The sequence below is a fragment of the Nocardioides sp. LMS-CY genome (assembly GCF_018732145.1).
Taxonomy (GTDB): Bacteria; Actinomycetota; Actinomycetes; order Propionibacteriales; family Nocardioidaceae; genus Nocardioides; species Nocardioides soli.
The window spans coordinates 5,045,413-5,068,141 of record NZ_CP076104.1 but is presented as its reverse complement, the minus strand read 5'-3'; the positions used below and the strand labels follow the sequence as shown (position 1 = coordinate 5,068,141).

General features: G+C 73.0%; 19 protein-coding genes. 5 read left to right on the top strand and 14 right to left on the bottom strand.

The window, feature by feature from the left end; all coding sequences use genetic code 11:
• Positions 1-12: 12 nt before the first annotated feature.
• From KM427_RS23900 to KM427_RS23890, 3 genes are all read right to left on the bottom strand, one after another.
• Entirely contained in the window at positions 13-168 is a 156-nt protein-coding gene (locus KM427_RS23900; RefSeq protein ID WP_183595185.1) for a hypothetical protein, read from the bottom strand.
• Positions 169-218: 50 nt separating this feature from the next.
• Positions 219-1,043, bottom strand: a complete 825-nt coding sequence (locus KM427_RS23895; RefSeq protein ID WP_183595186.1) for a DUF4097 family beta strand repeat-containing protein — start codon at positions 1,041-1,043, stop codon at positions 219-221.
• A gap of 87 nt (positions 1,044-1,130) precedes the next feature.
• Complete coding sequence (locus KM427_RS23890; RefSeq protein ID WP_215525564.1) at positions 1,131-1,673, bottom strand: pilus assembly protein HicB; 543 nt, start codon at positions 1,671-1,673, stop codon at positions 1,131-1,133.
• A 202-nt stretch (positions 1,674-1,875) separates the two neighbouring features.
• Between KM427_RS23890 and KM427_RS23885 the strand changes: the two genes are divergently transcribed.
• Positions 1,876-3,603 carry a sodium:solute symporter family protein gene (locus KM427_RS23885; RefSeq protein ID WP_215527741.1) on the top strand — a complete coding sequence of 576 codons (1,728 nt, stop codon included), beginning with the start codon at positions 1,876-1,878 and terminating at the stop codon, positions 3,601-3,603.
• Positions 3,604-3,613: 10 nt separating this feature from the next.
• Positions 3,614-3,871 (top strand): hypothetical protein, encoded by a 258-nt coding sequence (locus KM427_RS23880; protein WP_215525563.1) that lies wholly within the window; start codon positions 3,614-3,616, stop codon positions 3,869-3,871.
• Positions 3,872-4,022: 151 nt separating this feature from the next.
• On the opposite strand, the gene KM427_RS23875 is transcribed toward KM427_RS23880, so the two are convergent.
• The 7 genes from KM427_RS23875 to KM427_RS23845 form a co-directional block, all read right to left on the bottom strand.
• The gene (locus tag KM427_RS23875) at positions 4,023-7,001 is read right to left on the bottom strand and encodes a (Fe-S)-binding protein (protein ID WP_215525562.1); all 2,979 of its coding nucleotides are present in this window, start codon (positions 6,999-7,001) and stop codon (positions 4,023-4,025) included.
• Between the two features lie 145 nt (positions 7,002-7,146).
• Positions 7,147-9,567 (bottom strand): amidohydrolase family protein, encoded by a 2,421-nt coding sequence (locus tag KM427_RS23870; RefSeq protein WP_215525561.1) that lies wholly within the window; start codon positions 9,565-9,567, stop codon positions 7,147-7,149.
• 19 nt (positions 9,568-9,586) lie between these two features.
• Positions 9,587-10,513: an EamA family transporter gene (locus KM427_RS23865; RefSeq protein ID WP_252274827.1), complete on the bottom strand. Its 927-nt coding sequence runs from the start codon at positions 10,511-10,513 to the stop codon at positions 9,587-9,589.
• 171 nt (positions 10,514-10,684) lie between these two features.
• Positions 10,685-11,446 (bottom strand): IclR family transcriptional regulator, encoded by a 762-nt coding sequence (locus tag KM427_RS23860; protein WP_215525560.1) that lies wholly within the window; start codon positions 11,444-11,446, stop codon positions 10,685-10,687.
• Positions 11,447-11,482: 36 nt separating this feature from the next.
• Positions 11,483-11,851 carry a hypothetical protein gene (locus KM427_RS23855; RefSeq protein WP_215525559.1) on the bottom strand — a complete coding sequence of 123 codons (369 nt, stop codon included), beginning with the start codon at positions 11,849-11,851 and terminating at the stop codon, positions 11,483-11,485.
• A gap of 78 nt (positions 11,852-11,929) precedes the next feature.
• Entirely contained in the window at positions 11,930-13,141 is a 1,212-nt protein-coding gene (locus KM427_RS23850; protein WP_252274824.1) for an MFS transporter, read from the bottom strand.
• A 76-nt stretch (positions 13,142-13,217) separates the two neighbouring features.
• Entirely contained in the window at positions 13,218-14,513 is a 1,296-nt protein-coding gene (locus tag KM427_RS23845; protein WP_215525558.1) for a choice-of-anchor P family protein, read from the bottom strand.
• Positions 14,514-14,680: 167 nt separating this feature from the next.
• Here KM427_RS23845 and hutH point away from each other — a divergent pair, with 167 nt between their 5' ends.
• From hutH to hutU, 3 genes are all read left to right on the top strand, one after another.
• Positions 14,681-16,237, top strand: coding sequence for a histidine ammonia-lyase (gene hutH / locus KM427_RS23840; protein ID WP_215527739.1), 1,557 nt, complete (start codon positions 14,681-14,683; stop codon positions 16,235-16,237).
• A 93-nt stretch (positions 16,238-16,330) separates the two neighbouring features.
• Positions 16,331-17,938 carry a methyl-accepting chemotaxis protein gene (locus KM427_RS23835; protein ID WP_252274822.1) on the top strand — a complete coding sequence of 536 codons (1,608 nt, stop codon included), beginning with the start codon at positions 16,331-16,333 and terminating at the stop codon, positions 17,936-17,938.
• A gap of 224 nt (positions 17,939-18,162) precedes the next feature.
• The gene (hutU, locus tag KM427_RS23830) at positions 18,163-19,887 is read left to right on the top strand and encodes a urocanate hydratase (protein WP_215525557.1); all 1,725 of its coding nucleotides are present in this window, start codon (positions 18,163-18,165) and stop codon (positions 19,885-19,887) included.
• 139 nt (positions 19,888-20,026) lie between these two features.
• On the opposite strand, the gene KM427_RS23825 is transcribed toward hutU, so the two are convergent.
• From KM427_RS23825 to KM427_RS23810, 4 genes are all read right to left on the bottom strand, one after another.
• On the bottom strand, positions 20,027-21,142 hold the full coding sequence (locus tag KM427_RS23825; RefSeq protein WP_215525556.1) for a matrixin family metalloprotease: 1,116 nt from the start codon (positions 21,140-21,142) through the stop codon (positions 20,027-20,029).
• Positions 21,143-21,202: 60 nt separating this feature from the next.
• The gene (locus KM427_RS23820; protein ID WP_183595197.1) at positions 21,203-21,346 is read right to left on the bottom strand and encodes a hypothetical protein; all 144 of its coding nucleotides are present in this window, start codon (positions 21,344-21,346) and stop codon (positions 21,203-21,205) included.
• An 86-nt stretch (positions 21,347-21,432) separates the two neighbouring features.
• Positions 21,433-21,864 carry a D-aminoacyl-tRNA deacylase gene (dtd, locus tag KM427_RS23815; RefSeq protein WP_215525555.1) on the bottom strand — a complete coding sequence of 144 codons (432 nt, stop codon included), beginning with the start codon at positions 21,862-21,864 and terminating at the stop codon, positions 21,433-21,435.
• A gap of 10 nt (positions 21,865-21,874) precedes the next feature.
• On the bottom strand, positions 21,875-22,708 hold the full coding sequence (locus KM427_RS23810) for an HpcH/HpaI aldolase/citrate lyase family protein (RefSeq protein WP_215527737.1): 834 nt from the start codon (positions 22,706-22,708) through the stop codon (positions 21,875-21,877).
• Between the last annotated feature and the right edge of the window lie 21 nt (positions 22,709-22,729).

Sequence of the window (22,729 nt, the reverse complement as noted above, 5' to 3'; positions counted from 1 at the left end):
CGCGGACCATCCTCAGTTGTCGACCCGGTCGGCGAGGCGGCGCAGCCGCTGGGCGAGCAGGTGCCGGTGTGCGGTGGCGGGGATCTTGGGGGTGCTCGCGCGGGCGATGCGCTCCGCGAGCTGCTGGCGGTTGATCTCGGCGTCGAGCGTGCCGGTGCTGTACTCCATGACGGTGCTCCTCTGCTGATCTGGCTGCTGGTGGGGTGCGGCCGAGGCGCTCAGACCTCGGCGAGGACGATGTCGCCGCTGACGGTGCGGGCCCGGACCTCGACGTGGTCGGCACCCTGCTCGGGCTTGCCGGCGCCGGTCAGGTTCGAGCGGATGTCGCCGGTGACCGTCGAGATGTCGGTCCACACCGGGACGCCGGAGGGGACGCCGACCCGGACGTCGCCGGAGGCGCCCTTGACGCTGACCCGGCCGCGCTGGGCCCGGGAGACGACCAGGTCGCCGGAGCCGGTGGTGAGCGACACGTCGTGGCTCGACTCGACGACCTCGAGGTCGCCGGACCCGGTCTTGACGACCGTCTGGCCGTGCGCGCCGCCCACGCGGACGTCGCCGGACCCGGTCGAGATCGACGTGACCCCGGCGGTGGCGCCGATCACGACGTCGCCGGAGCCGCTCTTGACCTTCAGCGCGTCGCCGGCCGTGTCGATGCGGATGTCGCCGGAGCCGGTCTCGGCGAGCAGGGGGCCGGTCGCGGCCTCGACCTGCATGTCGCCGGAGCCGCTCTTGACCTGTCCGGTGTCGATCGTGCCGCGGACGCCGATGTCGGCACTGCCGGTGCGGACGACCGCGTCGCTGCCGGTCGGGACGGTGATGCGTACGTCGAGCCGGGAGTCGCTGCCGAACAGCCCGCCGCGCTGCCGGGGCGCGACGACGCTGATCCGGCGGCCGTCCTGGCGTACGTCGACCTGGTCGGCGTCCCGGCCGGCGATCTCGACGTGCGTCTGCTCGGTCTCGGTCGCGGTGACGTCGACGCGGCCCTTGCCGATCTCGGCGAACAGCTCGACGGGGTGTGGTGTGTCGAAGTGGTGCTCGGTCATCGTGGTCTCCTGCGCGAGGGTGTGTTCGTCCGCGGGGCCGGCCGTGCCGGTCCCGGGATGGGGTGGATGGTGGGGTGGGGTGGCTCGCTAGACCCAGCCGGACATGCGCTTGCCGGGGCGCTTGCCGCCGCCGAACGGGTCGTTTCCGCTGACGAAGGGGATGCTCGAGAGGTCGAGGTCGACGTTGATCGCCCCCTCGCTGCGGGTGGCGGCCCGGACGACGTTGACCAGCCAGGTGTTGAGGGAGTGGCCCGAACGGGCCGAGAGCTCCTCCGCCTTGGCCTTGACCGACTCCGGGATGCGGAGCGTGATCCGGGCGACGCCGCCCTCCTCCTCGGCGTCCTCCGCGGCCGGCGGCGCCGGGGGCGGAGGCGGCGGGGGTGCGGCCGGCGGGGCGTGCACCGCGAACTCCAGCTCGCGGCCGTTGAGGCGTACGTCGACCCCGCCCGAGGGCAGCTCGGCGGTGATCTCGGCGGCGGCCTGCGAGATCGCCTCCATCAGCGCGAGTCGGGCCGCCGGATCGAGCGCGAACGCGAGCCGGTCGGTGACCTCGCGGGCCTCCGGCCCGGCGGCGTCGGCGGCCGCGAGCAGGTCGCGACGGAGGCTCTCGACGTACGGCGTGATGTCCATGTGCACCACGATGACACCATCGTGATGTCACGTCAACCCTTCGGTGACATCATTTGGTGCCGCGTTGACATCACCCGGTGCGGGCGAGGCGGGGCCGGGTTTGTCGGTGAAGGCTGCTGGGCACGACGTCCGGTGGTTCCTCCGGGGCTTTCGCCGCCGGATCGGCGCACGAAAGGCAGGCCGCATGTCGAGTCCGACCGCGATGGCCAGCACGATCATCGACGCGCAGTTCGTCGACTACCTGCTGATCTTCATCTACTTCGCCGTGGTGCTCGGGATCGGGCTGCTCGCCCGCCGGCAGATCTCCGACTCCCTCGACTTCTTCCTCTCGGGCAGGTCGCTGCCCGCGTGGGTGACCGGGCTGGCGTTCATCTCCGCGAACCTCGGCGCGGTGGAGATCATGGGGATGTCGGCGAACGGTGCCCAGTTCGGCATCCCGACCGTCCACTACTTCTGGATCGGCGCGATCCCGGCGATGCTGTTCCTCGGCGTCGTGATGATGCCCTTCTACTACGGCTCCAAGGTCCGCTCGGTGCCGGAGTTCATGTTCAAGCGGTTCGGCACCGGCGCCCACCTGGTCAACGCGATCTCGTTCGCCGTCGCGCAGCTGCTGATCGCCGGCATCAACCTGTTCCTGCTCGGCAGCATCATCCACGCGCTGCTCGGCTGGCCGCTGTGGGTGGCGCTGATCGTGGCCGCGGCGATCGTGCTCTCCTACATCACGCTGGGCGGACTGAGCGCGGCGATCTACAACGAGGTGCTCCAGTTCTTCGTGATCGTCGCGGCGCTGCTGCCGCTCACGCTGATCGGCCTGCACCGGATCGGCGGCTGGGACGGGCTCAAGGACGGCATCACCAGCGCCGCCGACGCCCACCCGGACACCATCGCGCCGGCCGCCGATCAGCTGAACTCCTGGCCCGGTACGGCGCTCACCGGCTTCTCCTCGGACTTCTGGTCCGTCGTCGGCATCGTCTTCGGCCTCGGGTTCGTGCTGTCCTTCGGTTACTGGACCACCAACTTCGTCGAGGTCCAGCGGGCGATGGCGTCGAACTCGATCTCCTCGGCCCGCAAGACGCCGATCATCGGCTCCTACCCGAAGATGTTCGTCCCCTTCATCACGATCCTCCCCGGCATGATCGCCGCGGTGCTCGTGACCGAGATCGCCGACGTCAAGGCGGGCGAGACGGTCGCCGGCGGCGCCTCCGGTGAGGGAGTGACGTACAACGACTCCCTGCTCTACCTGATGCGCGACGTGCTGCCCAACGGCCTGCTCGGCGTGGCGATCGCCGGCCTGCTCGCGGCGTTCATGGCCGGCATGGCCGCGAACGTGTCGGCGTTCAACACCGTCTGGAGCTACGACCTCTGGCAGCGGTACGTCGTCAAGGACCGCGGCGACCAGTACTACCTGGTGGTCGGCCGGATCGCGACGGTGGCCGCCGTCATCATCGCGATCTTCACCGCCGGGCTGGCGTCGAACTACTCGAACGTCATGAACTACCTCCAGACGCTGTTCGGGTTCTTCAACGCCCCGCTCTTCGCCACGTTCATCGTCGGCATGTTCTGGAAGCGGATGACCCCGACCGCCGGCTGGGTCGGCCTGGTGGCCGGCACGCTCGCAGCGGTGCTCGTCGGCGTCGCCAGCGAGGACGCGCTCGGCTCGCTCAGCCAGGGCTGGATCAGCATCAGCGGCCAGGGCGCGTCGTTCGTCGCCGCGGGTGCGGCCTTCGTCGTCGACGTGGTGCTCAGTGTCGTGGTCTCGGGCTTCACCAGGCCGAAGCCGGTCGAGGAGCTGCGCGGTCTGGTCTACTCGGAGACGCCGCGGGAGGATCTGGTGGATCCCGAGGAGGCGTCGCGCCCGTGGTACCAGCGGACCCTGCCGCTCGCCGGCATCGCGCTGGTCATGGTCATCATCCTGAACGTGATCTTCTGAGGAGCCCGACATGCCACGCACCCAGCACACCGCTGGCGCCTTCGACATCCGCAACATCATCGGCGGGCTGATCGGCCTCTACGGGATCATCCTCGTGCTCATGGGGATCTTCGGCGACAAGGAGCTCGACAAGACCGGTGGTGTCAACGCCAACCTGTGGGCCGGCCTGGTCATGCTCGTCATCGGGATCGCGTTCCTCACCTGGGCGCGGCTGCGGCCGGTCCGGGTGCCCGAACATCCGGAGTCGGGAGAGCCGGACGCCGGGTAGGCGGTCGCCGGGTTTCGGCGCTGTGCTCGTTTCACCGGCTGGCCGGGGAAACGAGCACGACACGCCGATGGGCACGGGGGTGGTCAGGGAAGGCGACGGGGACACGCCGGTGACGATCGGCGTGTCCCGCTCGCTTTGCCTGGCGGCCTCGTCAGAGGTCGAAGAGTGAGCCGGCTCCGTGGATGTCCGCGTCGGTCTTCGGCTGGTGCGCCTGGACGTCCTGTGGCGCCTTCGGTTCCTCGTCCTTCGTCTCGGCTTCGTCCTCCGGCTCCGGTACGGCGGGCTCGTCCCCGGCCGCCGCGGTGGCGGCCTGGCTGAGGGCGACCGGGTCCGGCTTGTCGTCGGCCGCGGGCTCGGGTGCCGCGATGTCGAAGAGCGAGCCGCCCTCGGGGATCACGTTCGCGGCCGGGGCACTCGGCTCCGCCGCCGCGGCCGGCTCGGGAGCGGGCTCCGCCGCCGGCGCCGGCGGCTCCGGGGCGGCCTCCGGGGCGGCGATGTCGAACAGCGACCCCCCAGACGAGGCGGGCGACGAGGCGGGCGACGAGGCGGGCGGAGCGGCGGGCGGAGTCTCGGGCTCGGCCGGACCGGCGTCGGGCTGGCCGCCGCCCAGATCGAAGAGCGACCCTCCCGACGAAGCGGGCTCGGCAGGCGCGGCCTGGTCTCCGCCGAGGTCGAAGAGCGAGCCGCCGGAGGAGGCGGGCTTCGCGGCCTCGGCCTCCTCGGCCGGGGCCCGCTCCGGGCTGGCGGTCGCCGGCGCCTCGCCGAACATCGAGCCGGCGTCGTCGAAGAGCGACGAGCCGCCGCTGGCCTTCGCGGCCGGGCCGGCATCGGCGGTCTCGACCACGGTGTCCTCGGTGACGGCCGCAGGAGCGGCGGCAGGAGCGGCGGCAGGAGCGGCGGCCGGAGTAGCAACAGGAGCGGCGGCTGCCGAGCCCGGCGCCAGCTTGGTCGCCATCTCGCCCTTCACCGAGGCCAGCAGCATCTGCGCCACGTCGAGGACCTCGACCTCCTCGCGCGCCGCGCCGGCGGCCTGCTGCGCGGTGAGCCCGTCGGAGAGCATCACCCGGCAGAAGGGGCAGCCGACCGCGATCTGGTCGGCGCCGGTGCCGACGGCCTCACGGGTGCGGTTGACGTTGATCCGCTCGCCGAGCGTCTCCTCCATCCACATCCGCGCGCCACCGGCGCCGCAGCAGAAGGACCGCTCGGAGTTGCGCTCCATCTCGACGTACTCCGCGCCGGGCAGCACCTGGAGCAGCTCGCGCGGCGGCGAGTAGACGCCGTTGTGGCGGCCGATGTAGCACGGGTCGTGGTAGGTGATCGAGCGCTTGTGCGCGCCCGCGCCCTCGCGCACCGGCGTCAGCCGGCCCTCGCGCACCAGCCGGTTGAGCAGCTGGGTGTGGTGCACGACCTCGAGCTCGACGCCGAACTCCCGGTACTCGTTCTTGAGCGTGTTGAAGCAGTGGGCGCAGGTCGAGACGACCTTCTTGACCTTGTACTCCTGGAAGGTCTCGACGTTCTGCTGTGCGAGCCCCTGGAAGACGAACTCGTTACCGGCGCGCCGGGCCGGGTCGCCGGTGCAGGTCTCGCCGTTGCCGAGTACGCCGAAGGAGACGCCGGCCAGGTCGAGCAGCTCGGCCACGGCGCGGGTGGTCTTCTTCGCGCGGTCCTCGTAGGCGCCGGCGCAGCCGACCCAGAACAGCCAGTCGACCTCGTCGAGCGACTCGATGCCGCCCTGATCGGAGGGAGCGCCGACGACCTTGACCTCGAAGGGCAGGTCCTTGGCCCAGTCGAGGCGCGCGGACGGCGACATGTTCCACGGGTTGCCCTTGTTCTCCAGGCCCTTGAACAGGCCGTTGAGCTCCGCGGGGAAGTTCGACTCGACCAGCACCTGGTAGCGCCGCATGTCGACGATGTGGTCGACGTGCTCGATGTCGACGGGGCACTGCTGCACGCACGCGCCGCACGACGTGCACGACCACAGCACGTCCTCGTCGATGACGAAGTCGCCGTCGGCGGGGTTGTAGAACCAGTCCGTCACCTCGGCGCCGGCGCCGGCGGCCGCCTCGGCGTCGGTCTTGCCGACCAGCGCGCGGGGCTCCGTGCCCGCGGGCGCGCCCGCGTGGGCGTAGGCCTCCTCGCGCAGGCCCATCATCAGCAGCTTCGGCGACAGCGGCTTCTCGGTGTTCCACGCCGGGCACTGCGACTGGCAGCGACCGCACTCCGTGCAGGTCGTGAAGTCGAGGATGCCCTTCCAGCTGAAGTCGGTGATCGAGCCGGCGCCGAGCACCGAGTCCTCGTCGAGGTCGTCGATGTCGTCGAGCGAGACCGGCCGCCCGCCCGAGGTCAGCGGCGCCAGGGCGCCCAGCGCGGTGCGGCCGGAGCCCTCGCGCTTGAACCAGATGTTGAACCAGGCCGTGAACCGGTGCCAGGCGATGCCCATCGTCAGGTTGCGGGCGACGACGATGAGCCACACCATCGCGAGCGCGATCTTGAACACCGCGACGCCGTAGATGATGTTCTCGAGGCTGCCCGGTGCGGCGGGGTAGAGCAGGTCCCCGACCCAGGAGGCGATCGGGTAGTGGCTGCGCCCGGCCTCCTCGTCGAGGCGCCACTCCGCGCCGCGGACGAAGAGGATCGCGCTGCCCTCGAGCAGGGCGAGGTACTCGACGAAGTAGGCCTGCCACTGCGTCGAGCCGAAGAAGCGGCTGCCGCGGCCCAGGCGCCGCGGGTGCTTCACCTGGCGGTAGACGATCAGGACGATGATCCCGACCGTGCTCAGCAGGCCGATGAGCTCGCTGAACCACTCGTACGGGTACCAGTGCCCGATGATCGGCCAGGCGAAGTCGGGCTGGAAGAGCTGGAAGTACGCCGCCGCGACGGCCGTGCTGAGGAAGATGAACGCCGCGAAGACGAACCAGTGCATGACGCCGATCCACGTCCACTGGAGCATCCGCGTGTGGAGCACGGTCTCCTTGAGCATCGTGAGCGTGCGGGCGAGCGGCTGGTCGGTGCGCCCCGCCGCCGGTTGGCCGAGCCGGATCACGCCCAGCATCTTGAGGACCGCGGGCACCAGGATCGCGAGCGCGACCGCGGTGAGCCCGAGGCTGACGACGACGGCGAAGGTCTGCATTTTGGAGCGGGACTCCCTTGTGGCGGCTCGGTGGCGGCAGTCGGGCGGCGCCGTACGGCGCTCGGTGGAGCCTATTCCCCGTGCTCCGCGACGTCAGGCCCGCGGGACGTGAGAATGATCCTACCTGCAAGTAACTTCCGGGAGCTCACGTCCGTGCGGTCAGGCCGGTGACCTTCCCGCGCCGGGAGAACGTCACGGTCACCCGCACCCTCGGGTCACTCCCGGTGCGTGCGCAGAAGTGGTACGTCGAGCCGAGCCGCTGGTAGGGCTGCCCGACCGCCCGGAGCACGTCCTTGGTCGACATGCCCGGCCGGACCCGCGACTCCACCCTGCGGAGCGGCTTGCGCAGCTCCGGGTTGCGGCACGAGTCGGGCGCGACGCCCACCGCGCGCTCCCACGTCTGCAGATAGGCCTCCGCGCCGCGCGCCATGTCGTCCCGGATCCGGGCGCCGTCGCCGCGCCGCTGGGCCTCCGCGACCTTGCCGAGGTCGGCGATCCAGTCGGGGTAGAGGCCGTACTGCGCCACGCCGTCGACGTTGATGTCGTAGACCCGCTCGCCGGCCCGCTGCCGCTCCACGCTCACCCCGCCCAGCCCTCGGAACGGGTAGGTGACGGGGTTGGCCACGTCGGAGCCACGCGGGTCGCCCTGCGCGCCGAGGCCGTTCATGTCCGCGCCGTACCCGATGCCCCAGTAGTAGCGAGGGTCGGCCCATCCGACGTGCCGACGCCACTTCTCGACGAACCCGGTCGAGTCGCCGGCGTACGGCGTGATGAAGCCGCCCTGCCGGTAGATCCGGGGATAGGCGTCGGGGGTCGACCAGGAGTGGCTCGAGATCACGCCGTGGTAGCCGAGGTCGTCGATCTGGTCGAGCGCGGTCGCGCGGGCCTTGACGCTCATGTGGTCGGGGTCGAAGAGCAGGTGGCGCTCCGCCAGGCCCGCGATGGTGTGCTCGCCCAGCGTGGTCAGCCCGCGCGCGTTGCAGTGGTGCGCCCGGCCGTAGAGGGGCAGCGCCACGCGCAGGGTGCCGAACAGCGACCCGATCGCGCCGAACAGCGCGTCCTGCTGCTGCGCGGAGATGCTCGGCATGGCGACCTGGTCGCGGTCGTGCGACTCGCCGTCGGCGGGCTCGCAGTGCCGCATGTCCCAGAACGACCCGGTCTCGAGGAAGTTCGCCGCGTTGACGGCCGTGCCGACCGCGCCGTTGTCGCCGGCCACCCCGGCCAGGGCGTTGTCGAACTTGTTGACCAGCTCCATCTGCCGCACGCCCATCGCCCGCACCCGGTCGAGCTGCTCGTCGATGTCCCCGATGTCGCACTGCGGGACGTCGAGCTTCATCGTGCAGCCGAAGGGCACGCTGGTCTCGATGCCCATGACCACCGCCAGCTTGCCGGCGTTGATCACCTTCCGCGCCTGGAAGGGATTGGTCACGATCCGGTAGAAGCCGCGGTCGGGCCCGCCGGACTGCGCGTCGACGTAGTCCTGCAGCCGGTACATGTCGTCGGCCTGCCGGGCGATCGACCGCATGTCGTCGCACGCGGCGTACTCGGGGCCCTTCTTCAGCGGGTAGAGCCGGCACAGCTGGTCGTTCTCGACGAGCAGGTTGACGAAGATCCGCTGCCCGCCGCGCCAGGCCCGCTCGAGCCAGCGATAGTAGGTGCCCTCGTGGGTCAGCGACTCCGGCGCCGGCCAGTCCCGGAAGGTCGGCCACCCGACCGGGTCGTGGTGGGGCTCGCCGGAGAGCACCGACTCCAGCACGCCGCCGTACCCGCCGGTCGCGGTGTGGTCGGGACAGTCGACGAGTGCGTACGGCGCGCCGTACTGATCCCAGGGCTTGCCGCAGTGGGCGGCGCCGCCGAGGAACTCGAAGGCCATGCCGTGGGTGTGCGCGTCGACGTACCCGCGCACCTCCTGGTACGGCGTGACGCCCGCGTGGGGCCGGCCGGAGACGTCGATCTGCGACTCGGGGTACGCCGTGCATCCGGTCGTCCGGGTCAGCCGGAAGCGGCGGGCGCCGTCGATGCTCAGCGGCACCTCGTCGTTGGTGAAGGTGAACCAGGGTCCGGACTTCCGGGCCGTCCACACGGTCCCGGTGCCGGGCCGGTCCGCGCGGGCACCGCCGGCCGTCACGAAGGCGCGGTCGGCGTCGTAGAGGAGGTAGTCGCCGAGATCGGTGGGCTTGAAGTAGATCGGGGCGCCGGCCAGGTCGTAGCAGCCGTTGGCCATCGCGTAGCGGTCCTGCGGATGCTGGGTGCGCGGCCGGGTGACCCGGGCGGAGGTGAGGTCGGGATCTGGCAGCGCCCGCTCTCGCGCGACGTAGGCCGCGCTCGCGGTCCGCTCGGCCGCGGTCGTCGGGTCGCGGGTCGCCGCGCCCAGCTCGCCGGCCCGTGAGACGGCGTTCTGGTCCTGCTCCCGGGCGCCGAGCGCGGCCTGGGCCGCGCCGTAGCGGGCCGACAGTGCGCCCTCGCGCACGCCCGCCGCGCCGCCGAGGACGGCGGCCCCGGTGAGCAGGGCGCCGGCGGCGACCACGGCGATCACGACACGGCTGACGGGGCGCGGGTTCGTCACGCCTGACTCAACGAGCGGGCTACCCCGGGGGTACGGCGGGCTCGGGCTGCCGCCGTCCGAGGCCGGCGACCGCGACCAGGATCAGCGCGGTGCCCACGATGCCGGCGACGCCGAGCCGCTCGTCGAGCCAGACCGCGGCGACGAGCGCGGCCGTCACCGGCTCGAGCAGCGTGGCGATCACGGCGGCGCTGCCCGGGACCGTGCGCAGCCCGGCGTAGAACAGCCCGTAGGCGAGCGCCATCGTGAAGACGCCGAGGTAGAGCAGCGTCAGCGTCACGGTGGCGTCGCCGGAGCCGGTCGTGAGCGAGCCGCCCAGCGCGGCCACCAGCAGCAGGGCGACCGCCCCGACCGTGGTCGTCGCGGTCGTGAGGGTCAGGGGGCTCGTGGTGTGCGTCAGGGAGCGCCCGATCGCCGTGGTCGCGGCGTACGTCGTGCCGGACCCGACCGCCAGCAGTACGCCCAGCGTCGGGTGCGGGCCGGGGTCGTGGGCGCCCGCGGCCAGGCTGACCAGCACCAGCCCGGCCAGCGCCAGCACCAGCACCGCGACCTGGCCGAGCGTCGGCGCCGAGCGTCGGCGTACCGACTCGGCGACGGTCAGCAGCACGGGCGCCAGGCCCAGGCTGACCACGGTGGAGACCGAGACGCCGACCGCGACCACGGAGCCGAAGTAGAGGGCCTGGTACGCCGCGGTGCCGCAGCCGGTCACGATCACCCGGGTGGGGTGCGTGCGCACGAGCGTCCCCAGCCCCCGCAGCTGGCGCAGCGCCAGCAGGACGACGAGCAGGACCGCCGCCGCGATCACCATCCGCCAGGCACTGATCGTGAGCACCGACATCGGCACCCGGTCGCGGATCACCTGGACGCCGAGCCCGCCGGTGCCCCACAGGATGCCGGCGAGGCAGATCTGCACCAGCCCGAGACCGGCGCGGGGCGTCGGCGTGCTCACCCGGCCATCCAACCCGACCCGGTGCCCGGCGTCGCCCGGATTTCGGCCGCGTCGCTCGGGTGTCGGTGGTCGAGAGGTATCGGTGGTTGAGAGGTGGCGGTGGTTGAGGTGCGAGGGCCGCCAGGCCCGAGCCTCGAAACCACCGGGACGCCCCGGCACAGGGCCGTCGGGTCAGCGCTCGGTGGAGCGCCCGCTGATCCGACGGGTGAGCGCGGTCGCCGTGGCGGTGACCGCGCCGGCCAGGCGCTGCTGGTCCCCTTCGTCGCGGGGGAAGGTCACCGCGACGGCGGCGACCGGGTGCTCGTTGTGGTCGAGCACCGCGACCGCCACGCTGGCGAGCCCGGGCGTGACCTCGCCGTCCTCGACGGCGTACCCGCGCTGGCGCGTGTCGGTGAGCACCCGGCGCAGCGCGCTCAGCGAGCGCGGCCCGGCGCCGTGCCGGTCGACGAAGTCCGCGGCCTGGGAGTAGAGCGCGCGCACCTGGGGCGCGGGCAGCCGCGCGAGCACCGCACGACCGCTGGCGGTCAGGTGCGCGGGCAGCCGGACACCCACGTCGGTGACCAGCGGCGGGCGGCCGGGCGCGCGCTCCTCCACGACGTACAGCACCTCGCGACCGTGCAGCACCGCCAGGTGCGCCGACTGCCCGACCCGGTCGACGAGCGTCGCGAGCGGCCGCCGGGCGAGCCGCTGGAGGGGCTCCTGGCGCGCGTAGCCGCTGCCGAGCTCGAACGCCGCGAGTCCCAGCCCGTAGCGGTGCTCGTCGGCGAGGTGGACGACGAAGCCCTCGTCGATCATCGCGTTGAGCAGGTGGTACGTCGTGCTGCGCGGCAGCTCGCACGCGCGCATGATCCGGTCCAGCGCCACCGGGTCGGGCTGGCCGGCGAGGAAGCGCAGCACCCGCATCGCGCGGGTCGCGGCCGGCACCTGGCTCATGGCCGCAGGGTACGGCGTGGCCGCTCCGGCGCCCGCTCAGGTGCCGCGGTGGGTACCGGTGCCGGGCTGGTAGCCGTCGGACCGGTGGTCGACGTCAGGGTCGATGGCGTCGGCCTCCCGCACGGCGTCCTCCTGGCGGGCCTCCTCCATCTGCAGCCCGCGGCGGGCCTCGGTCGCCTCCTGCTCCGCGCGCTCGGCCTCGGCGCGGGCGATGTCCGCCCGGCTTGCCGCGGCGGCCGCGTCCCGCTGCGAGTCCCGGACCGCGCCCGCCTGACCGGCGGCCTCGGCCCGCACCTGCGCCGCGCGGTGGCGCTGGTGGGTACGCCGGCGGCGGGTGGTCAGGATCGCGGCGGCCGCGACCAGCAGCACGACGACGATGACGGTGATGACGATGGCGGTGGTCATGGTCCCTCCTCGGGCAAGGCTCTCCCCACGCCGTACCCCGCGGCGCGCGGCGCACTCCTCCGGGACTCGGGCTCCGGTTCAGGACAGCGGGCGCTCCCCGCGCACCGGCACCAGCGGCGCCGCCACGAGGGGGAACAGGGCGGCCAGGGCGAAGGCCGCGGCGTACCCGAGGTGCGCGATCGCCAGGCCCGCGACCGGTGGCACGGCAGACGCGGCGAGGTACTGGGCGGTGTTCTGTGCGCCCAGTGCGCGTCCGGTCCAGAACGGCCCGGCGCGCTCGGCGACGGCGGTGAACGCCAGGCCGTTGTCGGCGACCGTCACCAGGGTCGCGACGATCATGAGCACCACGGCGACCGCCAGGTCCAGCGCCGCCGCGAGGCCGAGCAGGGCCAGGACGGCCGATGCGACCAGTGCCACGCAGCGCAGTGGCCGCATCCGCGCGCCGACGACGTCGGAGAGATGACCGGCGGCGATCCGTCCGAGCGCGCCGGCCACCTGGGCCACCGCGACCACGACACCGGCCGCGGCGGTCGACCAGCCGCGGTCCTGGACCAGCCAGACCAGGGCGAACGTCCACACCAGGAACTGGGGGACGACCAGCAGCACCGAGACGCCGTGGATGCGCGTGAGGTAGGAGTCGACCCGGTAGGGGTTCGCGGCGACGGCGCCCTCGCGGCGTGCCGGACGCGGTGGGTCGACGACGGTCGCGGCGACCAGCAGCGCAGCGAGTGCGCACGCGACGGTCGGCACCCAGAGCGCGGCCTGGACGCCGTGCGCCTCGGCGACCACCGCGATCGAGATGGCGGCGACGCCCACGCCGACGGGCTGGGCCATCTGCCGGATGCCCATTGCGAGTCCGCGGCGCTCGGGCGGGAACCAGCCGACGACCACCCGCCCGCTGGCCGCGTTCGTGCTGGCGGCCGCGGCGCCGGCCAGCAGCAGCGTGACGACGAGCGGGGCGAGGCCGCCGGTCAGGGCGCTGGCGACCCCGGCGACGACGGTGGACCCGAGGCCGGTGAGCAGCACGAACCGCTCGCCCCGCCGGTCGGTGACCCAGCCCCACGCCACGAGCGTGAGCATCACGCCGATCAACGGTGCCGCGGCCACCACGCCGGCCTCGGCGAGGCCCATGCCCTGCTGCCGGTGGAGGGTGGGGATCAGGAACGCCGGGCCGTGGACCATCACCGCCGCCGCGGCCTGCGCCCCTGTGCTGGTGGCGAGCATCGTCCACCGGCGGCCGGTGCCGATGCCGGCGGGGCCGGCCGGCGCGGCCTGCTGACGAAGGGACACAGCCCTCAGTCAACGCCGCGTCGGCCGGTCGGGCAGGCGCCGTCTTGCAGAATGACCGCGCCGCCGTCCTGTCCGCTCAGGTCGGGTTGCCGCCCCTGCCGATCCGCAGCCGGGCGGTCGCGAGGTCGAGCACCGCGCCGGTGCCGTCGAGCAGCGTCACCCGGAGCCCGATCACCTTCAGGCCGTTCGCGAGCCGCTGGACGATCAGCGGCTCCAGTCTCGCGACGCCCGGGATCTCGAGCGGACCGGCGTCGGGGAAGTACCGCCGCTCACCGTCGACGGTGACCGCTCCGAGGGAGGAGCCGTCGCTGCTGCGGGAGACCTTCCTGCCCCGCCGCTCGACGGTCGCCTGGGCGACCACGCCCTCGATCCGCAGGGCTCCGGCCAGGTCGACCTCGGCCACCGTCGCCCTCGAGAACCCCCAGGCCTCCGCGCCGGTCTGAGCGCCCAGGCCCTCGCTGGTCATCGCGCCGACCTCGATCTGGCCGGCGAGGTCGAGGCCCGCCAGCGAGGACCTCCGGACCGTGCCGCCGGTGCCCTGGCAGGGCACCCGCTGCACCGGGTTGCGGCCGAGGCCGACCAGCTCGCCGCCGATCGAGCCGCTCACGCCGTACGCCGAGCCGGCGAAGACGCCGTGGCGGGCCCCGCTGAAGATCTCCGCGCCCGCGTGGGCGACGCGGACGCGGGTGTCGGTCCGGAGCAGGTGCACCAGCAGGCCGTTGGCGAAGGCCCGGGCCCGGTCGCTCCGCTCCCGGGTCCAGGTCGAGGCCAGCGAGATCGTCGCGACGTCGGGGATGGTGACCGGGCGGCCGGGCAGGGGCAGCTCCAGCTCCTGCGGGGCTCCGCCGGGCGGGGTGAAGGTCAGGCCGCCGACGTCGGTGGAGGTGTCGGCGTGGAAGCCGGTCCCGTCGTGGGCGGCCCGGGCGGTCGTGGTGATCGCGGAGAGGCTGAGGGTGCCGAGCGGCGAGTCGCTGAGCACGACCTCGCCGACCCGGTGCCGAGTGGTGATGGCGACCTCGCCGCCGCTGCGACTGGTCCAGGTGCGGGTCCGGCTGCCGGCGACGGCGCCGAGGCCGGGGATCCGGACCGACGCGAGGTCGTTGCCGCGGTCGATGCCGGTCTTCGTGGTACAGCCGATCACCGCCAGGGCGGTGGCGCCCGCGGCTGCGGGGAGCCGGCCACCCTTCACGTCGGTCGCGAAGCCGGAGCCGCGCAGCGCGAACTCCGTGGCCGTCCGCCCGACGCCTCGATCGGCGGCGGGCCCGGCGGCCCGCGCGGACCAGGCCGGTGCCGACAGCGCGATCGGAGCGAGGAGTGCGACCGTCGCGATGGCGACACCCGTCCGTGCGGTCCGGGTTCTGAGCTCTGGCATGGGGCATCCCTCCGCTCGGGTCAACGTGCAGGACTGGAACGCGTTACTGTGATCGGGGTCACGGATGGGACCGCTCCGGTTTCGTCTCGGATCCCAGACGGCGAGGGGATCCGGCGCCCTGGTGGGGGTGCCGGCGGGCGACGAGGATTGCGGGCATGACCTCCGGTATCACCCCCGACCGACCGACCGTCGAGGTCGGCGTCGGTCCCGTCTCCTTCGCCGATGTGCTCGCCGTCGCCCGCGACGGCGCCGCGGTCCGGATCGGCGGTGACGCCCTCGCCGCCATCGACCGCGCCCGTGCCGTCGTGGACGAGCTGGCCGCCGCGCCGACCCCGGCGTACGGCGTCTCGACCGGCTTCGGCGCGCTCGCGACCCGGCACATCCCGACGGAGATGCGCGCCCAGCTGCAGCGATCGCTGGTGCGCTCGCACGCCGCGGGCTCGGGTCCCGAGGTCGAGCGCGAGGTGGTGCGCGCGCTGATGCTGCTGCGGCTCTCGACGCTGGCGACCGGCCACACCGGCGTACGCCGCGAGACCGCGGAGCTGCTCGCGGCGCTGTTGACCCACGCGATCACGCCGGTGGTGCGGGAGTACGGCTCCCTCGGCTGCTCGGGCGACCTCGCGCCGCTGGCCCACTGCGCGCTCGCGCTGATGGGCGAGGGCGAGGTGCGCGACGCGGCCGGCACGCTGATGCCCGCGGCCGACGCGCTCGCCGCGGCCGGGCTGACCCCGGTCGAGCTGGTCGCCAAGGAGGGCCTGGCGCTGATCAACGGCACCGACGGCATGCTCGGCATGCTGGTCCTGGCGATCCGCGACCTGCGGATGCTGCTCCGCACCGCCGACATCGCCGCCGCGATGTCGGTCGAGGGGCAGCTCGGCACCGACCGGGTCTTCGCGCCCGAGCTGCAGGCGATCCGGCCACACCCCGGCCAGGCCGCGTCGGCCGCCAACCTGACGACGCTGCTCGCGGACTCCGGGGTCGTCGCGTCGCACCGCGGCCCCGACTGCAACCGCGTGCAGGACGCCTACTCCCTGCGCTGCTCGCCGCAGGTGCACGGCGCCGCGCGCGACACCGTGGAGTACGCCGCCACCGTCGCCGGCCGCGAGCTCGCCTCGGCGGTGGACAACCCGGTCGTGCTCGCCGACGAGTCGCGCGTGGAGTCCAACGGCAACTTCCACGGTGCCCCGGTCGCGTACGTCCTCGACTTCCTGGCGATCGTCGCCGCCGACGTGGCATCGATCAGCGAGCGGCGTACCGACCGCTTCCTCGACAAGGCCCGCAACCACGGGCTGCCGCCGTTCCTCGCCGACGACCCGGGCGTCGACTCCGGCCACATGATCGCGCAGTACACCCAGGCCGCGATCGTGTCGGAGCTCAAGCGGCTCGCGGCGCCGGCCTCGGTCGACTCGATCCCCTCCAGCGCCATGCAGGAGGACCACGTCTCGATGGGCTGGTCGGCCGCCCGCAAGCTGCGCCGCTCCGTCGACGGGCTGGCCCGGGTGGTGGCGATCGAGGTGCTGACCGCCGCCCGCGCGCTCGACCTGCGCGGCCCGCTGACCCCCTCGCCGGCCACCGGGTCCGTCGTCCGGCTCCTCCGGGAGTCCGGCATCGACGGCCCGGGCCCCGACCGCCATCTCTCGCCCGAGATCGAGGCGGCCGTCGCGCTGGTCGCCTCGGGCGCGGTGCTGGAGGCGGCCGAGGGTGTGGTCGGGCCGCTCCGCTGACGCTCGGGCGGCCGATCGCTCAGGTCGCCGCCGGGTCGGTCGATGGGCCTACCGCGCCGGGTCGACCGCCGATCCGGCGAGGAGGGTCTCACTGTGTCCAACTCATCGTCCGCACTCCGTCTCGCGCGCCTGACCGGGCTGTCGCTGCGCACGCGGCTGCTCGCCGCGTTCCTCGTGGTCGCCCTGGTCAGCGTCGTCGTCGCCGGCTTCGCGCTGACCCGCATGAGCAGCATCAGCGACCGGGCCGAGGCGGTCTACGAGCGCGGCACCGTCCAGCTCGACGCGACCCGTGGCCTCCAGGTCCTCTGGTGGGAGTACGCCGCCCACGACGCGCGCACCGCGATCGAGTCGATCCCGGCGGACACCCTCGCCAAGGAGCAGCAGGCGGTGCAGCGGACCTCTGAGGCGCTCGTGCAGCGGGTCCAGGCGGTCCAGGCGATGGACCTGCCGGCCAGCGTCGCGGACAACATCCGCGACTTCACCGCCGCCGTCGAAGGCAACAACGCCGTGCTGCAGCTGCTCAAGAGCGGCGAGCTCCCGCCGGCCGAGTTCGCGGCGGCGCTCGCCGACCTCGACACGTACGCCGCGCAGGCCGAGGAGTCGATCACGGCCGCCAACGCCGCCGAGCAGCAGGAGGCCGCCGAGCAGGCGGCGTCCGCGCGGGAGGCGTTCGAGTCCGCCCGCACGACGACCATCGTCATCATCTGCGTGGGCCTGCTGCTCTCCGTCGGCCTCGGGATCGGTGCCGCGCGCAGCGTGGCCGGCCCGATCGCGGCGACCCGCGAGGTGCTGGCCCGGGTCGCCGACGGCGACCTGACCGTGCGGGTGTCTGAGTCCGGAGCCCGCGAGATCACCGAGATGAACCGTTCGCTCAACTCGACCCTGGACGCCTTCGGCAAGGTGATGGTGCTGGTGCATGACTTCGCCCAGCGGCTGGCCGGCTCGTCGTCGGCGCTGCGCGGCACCGCCGGCGCCATCGCGGCCAACGTCGAGGGGGTCGCCCAGCAGGCCGAGGTGGTCTCGTCGTCGGCCGGCGACGTGTCGCGCAACGTCGGCACCGTCGCCTCCGGCTCGGAGCAGATGGAGTCGGCGATCCGCGAGATCGCGCAGAGTGCCAACGCGGCCGCCCAGGTGGCGGGCAACGCCGTCGGCGTCGCCGCCGCCACGACCGAGACGGTCGGCAAGCTCGGCGCCTCGTCGCAGGAGATCGCCTCGGTCGTCAAGGCGATCACCTCGATCGCCGAGCAGACCAACCTCCTCGCGCTCAACGCGACCATCGAGGCCGCGCGCGCCGGTGAGGCGGGCAAGGGCTTCGCGGTGGTCGCGGGCGAGGTCAAGGAGCTCGCTCAGGAGACCGCGCGGGCCACCGAGGACATCTCGCGCCGGGTCGAGACGATCCAGTCCGACACCAGCGGCGCCGTCGAGGCCATCGGTCAGATCAGCGCCGTCATCGCGGAGATCAACGACTTCCAGATGACCATCGCCTCCGCCGTCGAGGAGCAGACCGCCACCACCAACGAGATGAACCGCAACGTGCTCGAGGCGGCCAACGGCTCCGAGGGGATCGCCAGCAACATCTCCGGGATCGCGGATGCGGCGGCCCAGACCCTCGCCGGCGTCACCGACGCCGAGCGCGCGGCCGGCGAGCTCGCCGACATGGGCGCCCAGCTCGAGGAGGCGGTCGGCCGCTTCCGCGTCTGACCCCTCCGTCTATCCGCTCGGCTGCTCGGCTGCTCGGTCGGTCGGCGTGGTCTTGTGGGTGGCGGTGGGGGATAGCCACAGGCGGTGTGGTTGTTCCCGGTGGCTGGGAACGACCAGATCGTCGCTGGGTATCGTCCGGTGACAGTCGGGGGCGTCTCGCATCCGAGACGGCTCGGGGCTGGTCGGTCTGGCGGGAGGCCCGGCGTACCTCGTTCACTGGAGGCATGCCGACCTCGAACCCCCGCCTTCCGATCCACGCCGCGCACGGCACCGAGCTGAGCGCCCGGTCCTGGCAGACCGAGGCGCCGCTGCGGATGCTGATGAACAACCTCGACCCGGAGAACGCCGAGCGTCCCGAGGACCTCGTCGTCTACGGCGGCACCGGCAAGGCCGCCCGCAGCTGGGAGGCGTACGACGCCCTGGTGCGCACGCTGTCGACGCTGGCCGACGACGAGACGATGCTCGTGCAGTCGGGCAAGCCGGTCGGCGTCATGAGGACCCACGAGTGGGCGCCGCGGGTGCTGATCGCCAACTCCAACCTGGTCGGCGACTGGGCCAACTGGGAGGAGTTCCGCCGGCTCGAGGACCTCGGCCTGACCATGTACGGCCAGATGACCGCCGGCTCGTGGATCTACATCGGCACCCAGGGCATCCTCCAGGGCACGTTCGAGACGTTCGCGGCCGTCGCGGACAAGCTCGCCCGAAGGGCCGCGTCGGTCCCTGAGGAGCCGCGAGGGACGAGCGGCGTCTCGAAGGGCGAGGGCACCCTGGCCGGGACGATCACCCTCACCGCCGGCCTGGGCGGCATGGGCGGCGCGCAGCCGCTCGCGGTCACGATGAACGACGGCGTCGCGATCTGCATCGAGTGCGACGACGCCCGGATCCAGCGCCGGATCGACCACCGCTACCTCGACGTACGCGCCGCGTCGCTGGAGGAGGCCGTGCAGCTGGCGGTGGAGGCGCGCGACGCGCGGCGTCCCCTGTCGATCGGGGTGCTCGGCAACGCGGCCGAGATGGTGCCGGCGCTGCTCGAGCAGAACGCGCCGATCGACATCGTGACCGACCAGACCTCGGCGCACGACCCGCTCTTCTACCTGCCCGTCGGCGTGCCGTTCGAGGAGTGGCAGGCGCAGCGCGAGTTCGACCCGGCCGGCTTCACCAAGGCGGCGCAGGCGTCGATGGCCGCGCACGTCCGGGCGATGGTGGAGTTCCAGGACCGCGGTGCCGAGGTCTTCGACTACGGCAACTCGATCCGTGACGAGGCGCGCAAGGGCGGCTACGACCGGGCCTTCGAGTTCCCGGGCTTCGTGCCCGCCTACATCCGACCGCTGTTCTGCGAGGGTAAGGGCCCGTTCCGCTGGGCCGCGCTCTCCGGCGACCCGGCCGACATCGCCGCCACCGACCGCGCGATCCTGGAGCTGTTCCCGGAGAACGAGCGGCTGCGGAAGTGGATCACGATGGCCGGCGAGCGGGTCTCGTTCCAGGGCCTGCCGGCGCGGATCTGCTGGCTCGGGTACGGCGAGCGCCACCTGGCCGGCCTGAGGTTCAACGAGATGGTGGCCTCGGGCGAGCTGAAGGCACCGATCGTGATCGGCCGCGACCACCTCGACTGCGGCTCGGTCGCCTCGCCGTACCGCGAGACCGAGGCGATGCTCGACGGGTCCGACGCGATCGCCGACTGGGCGCTGCTGAACGCGCTGGTCAACACGGCGTCGGGGGCGACCTGGGTGTCGATCCACCACGGTGGCGGGGTGGGCATGGGCCGGTCGATCCACGCCGGCCAGGTCTGCGTCGCCGACGGCACCGAGCTGGCCGCGCAGAAGATCGAGCGGGTGCTCACCAACGACCCGGGCATGGGCGTGATCCGGCACGTGGACGCCGGCTACGACCGGGCCGCCGAGGTCGCGGCCGAGCGCGGCGTACGGATCCCTATGTCCGAGCTCGCTTGACCCGAGCTCGCGAGGGGCAAGCGAAGAGCGAGGAGGTTGAGGAGGCTCGGCCGGGCCCTGAGCGGAGCGAAGGACCGGCGAGCCGTCTCGAAACCCGGAGGGCTGAACCGGCGGTCCGGCTACCCCGCCGGCGGTCCGGCTATCCCCGTGGCGTCGTGACCGGCATCGGCTCCGGGACCGGCGCCGGGGCGACCCGGGCGGTCCGCGACCGCCAGTACGCCTTGCGGACGCAGCCGGCGGCGAGACCCGACTGCTGCATCCCGGCGAGGTCGCCGTGGCTGTAGCGGGCCCGGAAGACGCCGTCGGGGTCCGGCAGGCCGTTGGAGGGGTACATCAGCTGGTCGGGGTGCTTCTTGACGTGCCGCAGCCCGAAGGCGTGGCCGATCTCGTGGAGCAGCACCTGGCCGACGGTGAAGGCCGGGCCGTCCCAGGCGGGGTACTGGGTGCCGTTGGACCACTGGTCGGTGTTCAGCGTGACGCCTGCGGACTGGGTGAGCCAGACCTTCCGGTGGCCCTTCCGCGCGATGGCGGCCCGGCCCCACAGCGGCCCGCCGAGGCCACCGACCGTGGTGCCCCGGAACTGCTTGATCCGGTCCTCGCGGGCCCAGGCGATCACCAGGTCGACGCCCTTGCGCAGCTTGGTGCGCTTGTGGCGAAACGGCACGACCTTCGTGGTGCCGGCGTACTTCACCTTGATGCCGGTGGCCCAGGCCACCTGCTCCATCGCCTGCTTGGCCAGCTCGCGGCCGGTCGGTCCGACCTCGGCGTCGTTGACCTGGTAGCGGATCACCTGGCAGGGGTTGAACAGGTACCGGTATCCGCGGGTCTTGGTGAAGCCGTGGAACTTGGCCTTGCCGCGCGGCTCCCACGACGGGCGCACGTGCACCTTGGTCGCTCGGTTGAACGCGTGCCGTCCGCCGGCGTGGAGCCGCACCCGGTGCGTGCCGTACCACTTGAGGGTGCCGGTCACCTGGAACCGCCCGGACTTCTTGCTGTGTCCGCGGGCGAAGGTGCGCCAGCCACCCGGGAACTTCGCCTGCAGCTGCAGCGAACGCTTGCCGCCGCGCACCTTGCCCTTGGCGGTGAGCCGGACGTCGTCGGCGTCGGAGTACGTCGTGTGGTGCCATCGGACCTTCTGCCCGGCCCGCTGGAGCGGGTCGGGCCCGGCGGCACCCGCGGTGCCGACCGGGAGGGCGATGAGGGACGTGGCGAGGAGGAGCAGGCACGCGAGCGGTGCCACCCGGAGACGAGTCACGGGGCGTCCATGCCCGCTCTCCGGTGGCAGGAAACCTCGGGAGCGGACAAGGAGACGTGCCTAGTAGACGCGGCGCCGGGTGCCGCCGATCGGGACAAGGTTGAGCACGAGGCCGACGATCGCGAGGATCGCTCCGATCGTCGTGAGGATCGGGATGCCGGCCAGCAGGCCGATGAGCAGCAGGATGACGCCGAGGACGATCATGTCTTTCCCTCCCTGGTCGTGGCCCGGGGGTGTGGGCCACGACGGGCGGTACCCGACGTCGTCGCGGGCAAACGCTCGGGCGGGTGTCAGCGGGGGCTGTCGAGGACCATCGTGATCGGCCCGTCGTTGACCGAGGTCACCCGCATGTCGGCGCCGAAGACGCCGCGCTCGACCCGGGCGCCCAGCCCCTCGAGGGCGCCGCAGACCGCGTCGTACAGCGGCTCGGAGACCGGGCCCGGCGCCGCCGCCAGCCAGGTGGGACGCCGCCCCTTGCGGGCGTCGCCGTACAGCGTGAACTGGCTGACGACGAGCACCGGCGCGCCCACGTCGGAGGCGGACTGCTCGTCGCGGAGGATCCGCAGGTCCCAGATCTTGCGGGCGACCCAGGTCACGTCGGCGGGGCCGTCGTCGTGGGTGACGCCGAGGTAGGCCAGCAGCCCCGGGCCCTCGAACCCGCCGACGACCTCGCCGCCGACGGTGACGTTCGCGCCGAGGACACGCTGGACGACCGCCCTCACTGCGCGTCTCTCACTGCGCGTCGAGCGCTGTGATCGCGTCGTGGATCGACAGGGTGCGGCGGGCCGATTCGACGTGCAGGTTCTCGACCATCTTGCCCTCGTAGGTGACGACGCCGGAGCCCTGGCCGTCCTCCCAGGCCCGGATCAGCCCGCGGGCGTCCGTGACGGCCTGCTCGGACGGCGCGAAGGCGCTGTTGGCGCCCTCGACCTGGCCGGGGTGGATCAGCGTCTTGCCGTCGAAGCCCATCTCGCGGCCCTGGCGGCACTCGGCCAGGAACCCGTCGGTGTCCTTCACGTCGTTGTAGACGCCGTCGAGGATCGCGATGCCGGCCGCGCGCGCGGCGAGCAGCGCGGTGTGCAGACTGGGCAGGATCGGGGCGCGGCCGGGCACGTGCTCGGCGTACAGCTCCTTGACGAGGTCGTTGGTGCCGATCACGAAGCAGCTCAGCCGTTCGCTCGCGCGGGCGATGCTGAGCACGTCGAGGATCGCGATCGGCGTCTCGATCATCGCCCAGAGCTTCGTGTGGTCGGGGGCGCCGTGTCGCTCGAGCGCGTCGACGAGTCGATGCACCTCGGCGGCGCTGTCGACCTTCGGCACGACGACCGCGTCGGGCCCGGCCTGGGCCGCGGCGGCGAGATCGGCCTCGTGCCACTCGGTGCCGCTGCCGTTGATGCGGATGGTGAGCGTACGCCGGCCGTACTCGCCGCTCCGCGCGGCCGCGGCCGCCGCCTCGCGGGCGGCGGACTTGGCGTCGGGGGCGACGGCGTCCTCGAGGTCGAGGATCAGGCCGTCGCAGGCGATCGACTTGGCCTTCTCCAGCGCCCGCTCGTTGGAGCTGGGCATGTAGAGGACGCTGCGCAGCGG

What these genes read in the sequence shown, in the direction of transcription:
- KM427_RS23900 (WP_183595185.1), bottom strand. Translation starts at nt 168, where the DNA reads ATGGAGTACAGCACCGGCACGCTCGACGCCGAGATCAACCGCCAGCAG.
- KM427_RS23895 (WP_183595186.1), bottom strand. Translation starts at nt 1,043, where the DNA reads ATGACCGAGCACCACTTCGACACACCACACCCCGTCGAGCTGTTCGCC.
- KM427_RS23890 (WP_215525564.1), bottom strand. Translation starts at nt 1,673, where the DNA reads ATGGACATCACGCCGTACGTCGAGAGCCTCCGTCGCGACCTGCTCGCG.
- KM427_RS23885 (WP_215527741.1), top strand. Translation starts at nt 1,876, where the DNA reads ATGGCCAGCACGATCATCGACGCGCAGTTCGTCGACTACCTGCTGATC.
- KM427_RS23880 (WP_215525563.1), top strand. Translation starts at nt 3,614, where the DNA reads ATGCCACGCACCCAGCACACCGCTGGCGCCTTCGACATCCGCAACATC.
- KM427_RS23875 (WP_215525562.1), bottom strand. Translation starts at nt 7,001, where the DNA reads ATGCAGACCTTCGCCGTCGTCGTCAGCCTCGGGCTCACCGCGGTCGCG.
- KM427_RS23860 (WP_215525560.1), bottom strand. Translation starts at nt 11,446, where the DNA reads ATGAGCCAGGTGCCGGCCGCGACCCGCGCGATGCGGGTGCTGCGCTTC.
- KM427_RS23855 (WP_215525559.1), bottom strand. Translation starts at nt 11,851, where the DNA reads ATGACCACCGCCATCGTCATCACCGTCATCGTCGTCGTGCTGCTGGTC.
- KM427_RS23845 (WP_215525558.1), bottom strand. Translation starts at nt 14,513, where the DNA reads ATGCCAGAGCTCAGAACCCGGACCGCACGGACGGGTGTCGCCATCGCG.
- hutU (WP_215525557.1), top strand. Translation starts at nt 18,163, where the DNA reads ATGCCGACCTCGAACCCCCGCCTTCCGATCCACGCCGCGCACGGCACC.
- KM427_RS23820 (WP_183595197.1), bottom strand. Translation starts at nt 21,346, where the DNA reads ATGATCGTCCTCGGCGTCATCCTGCTGCTCATCGGCCTGCTGGCCGGC.
- KM427_RS23810 (WP_215527737.1), bottom strand. Translation starts at nt 22,708, where the DNA reads ATGCCCAGCTCCAACGAGCGGGCGCTGGAGAAGGCCAAGTCGATCGCC.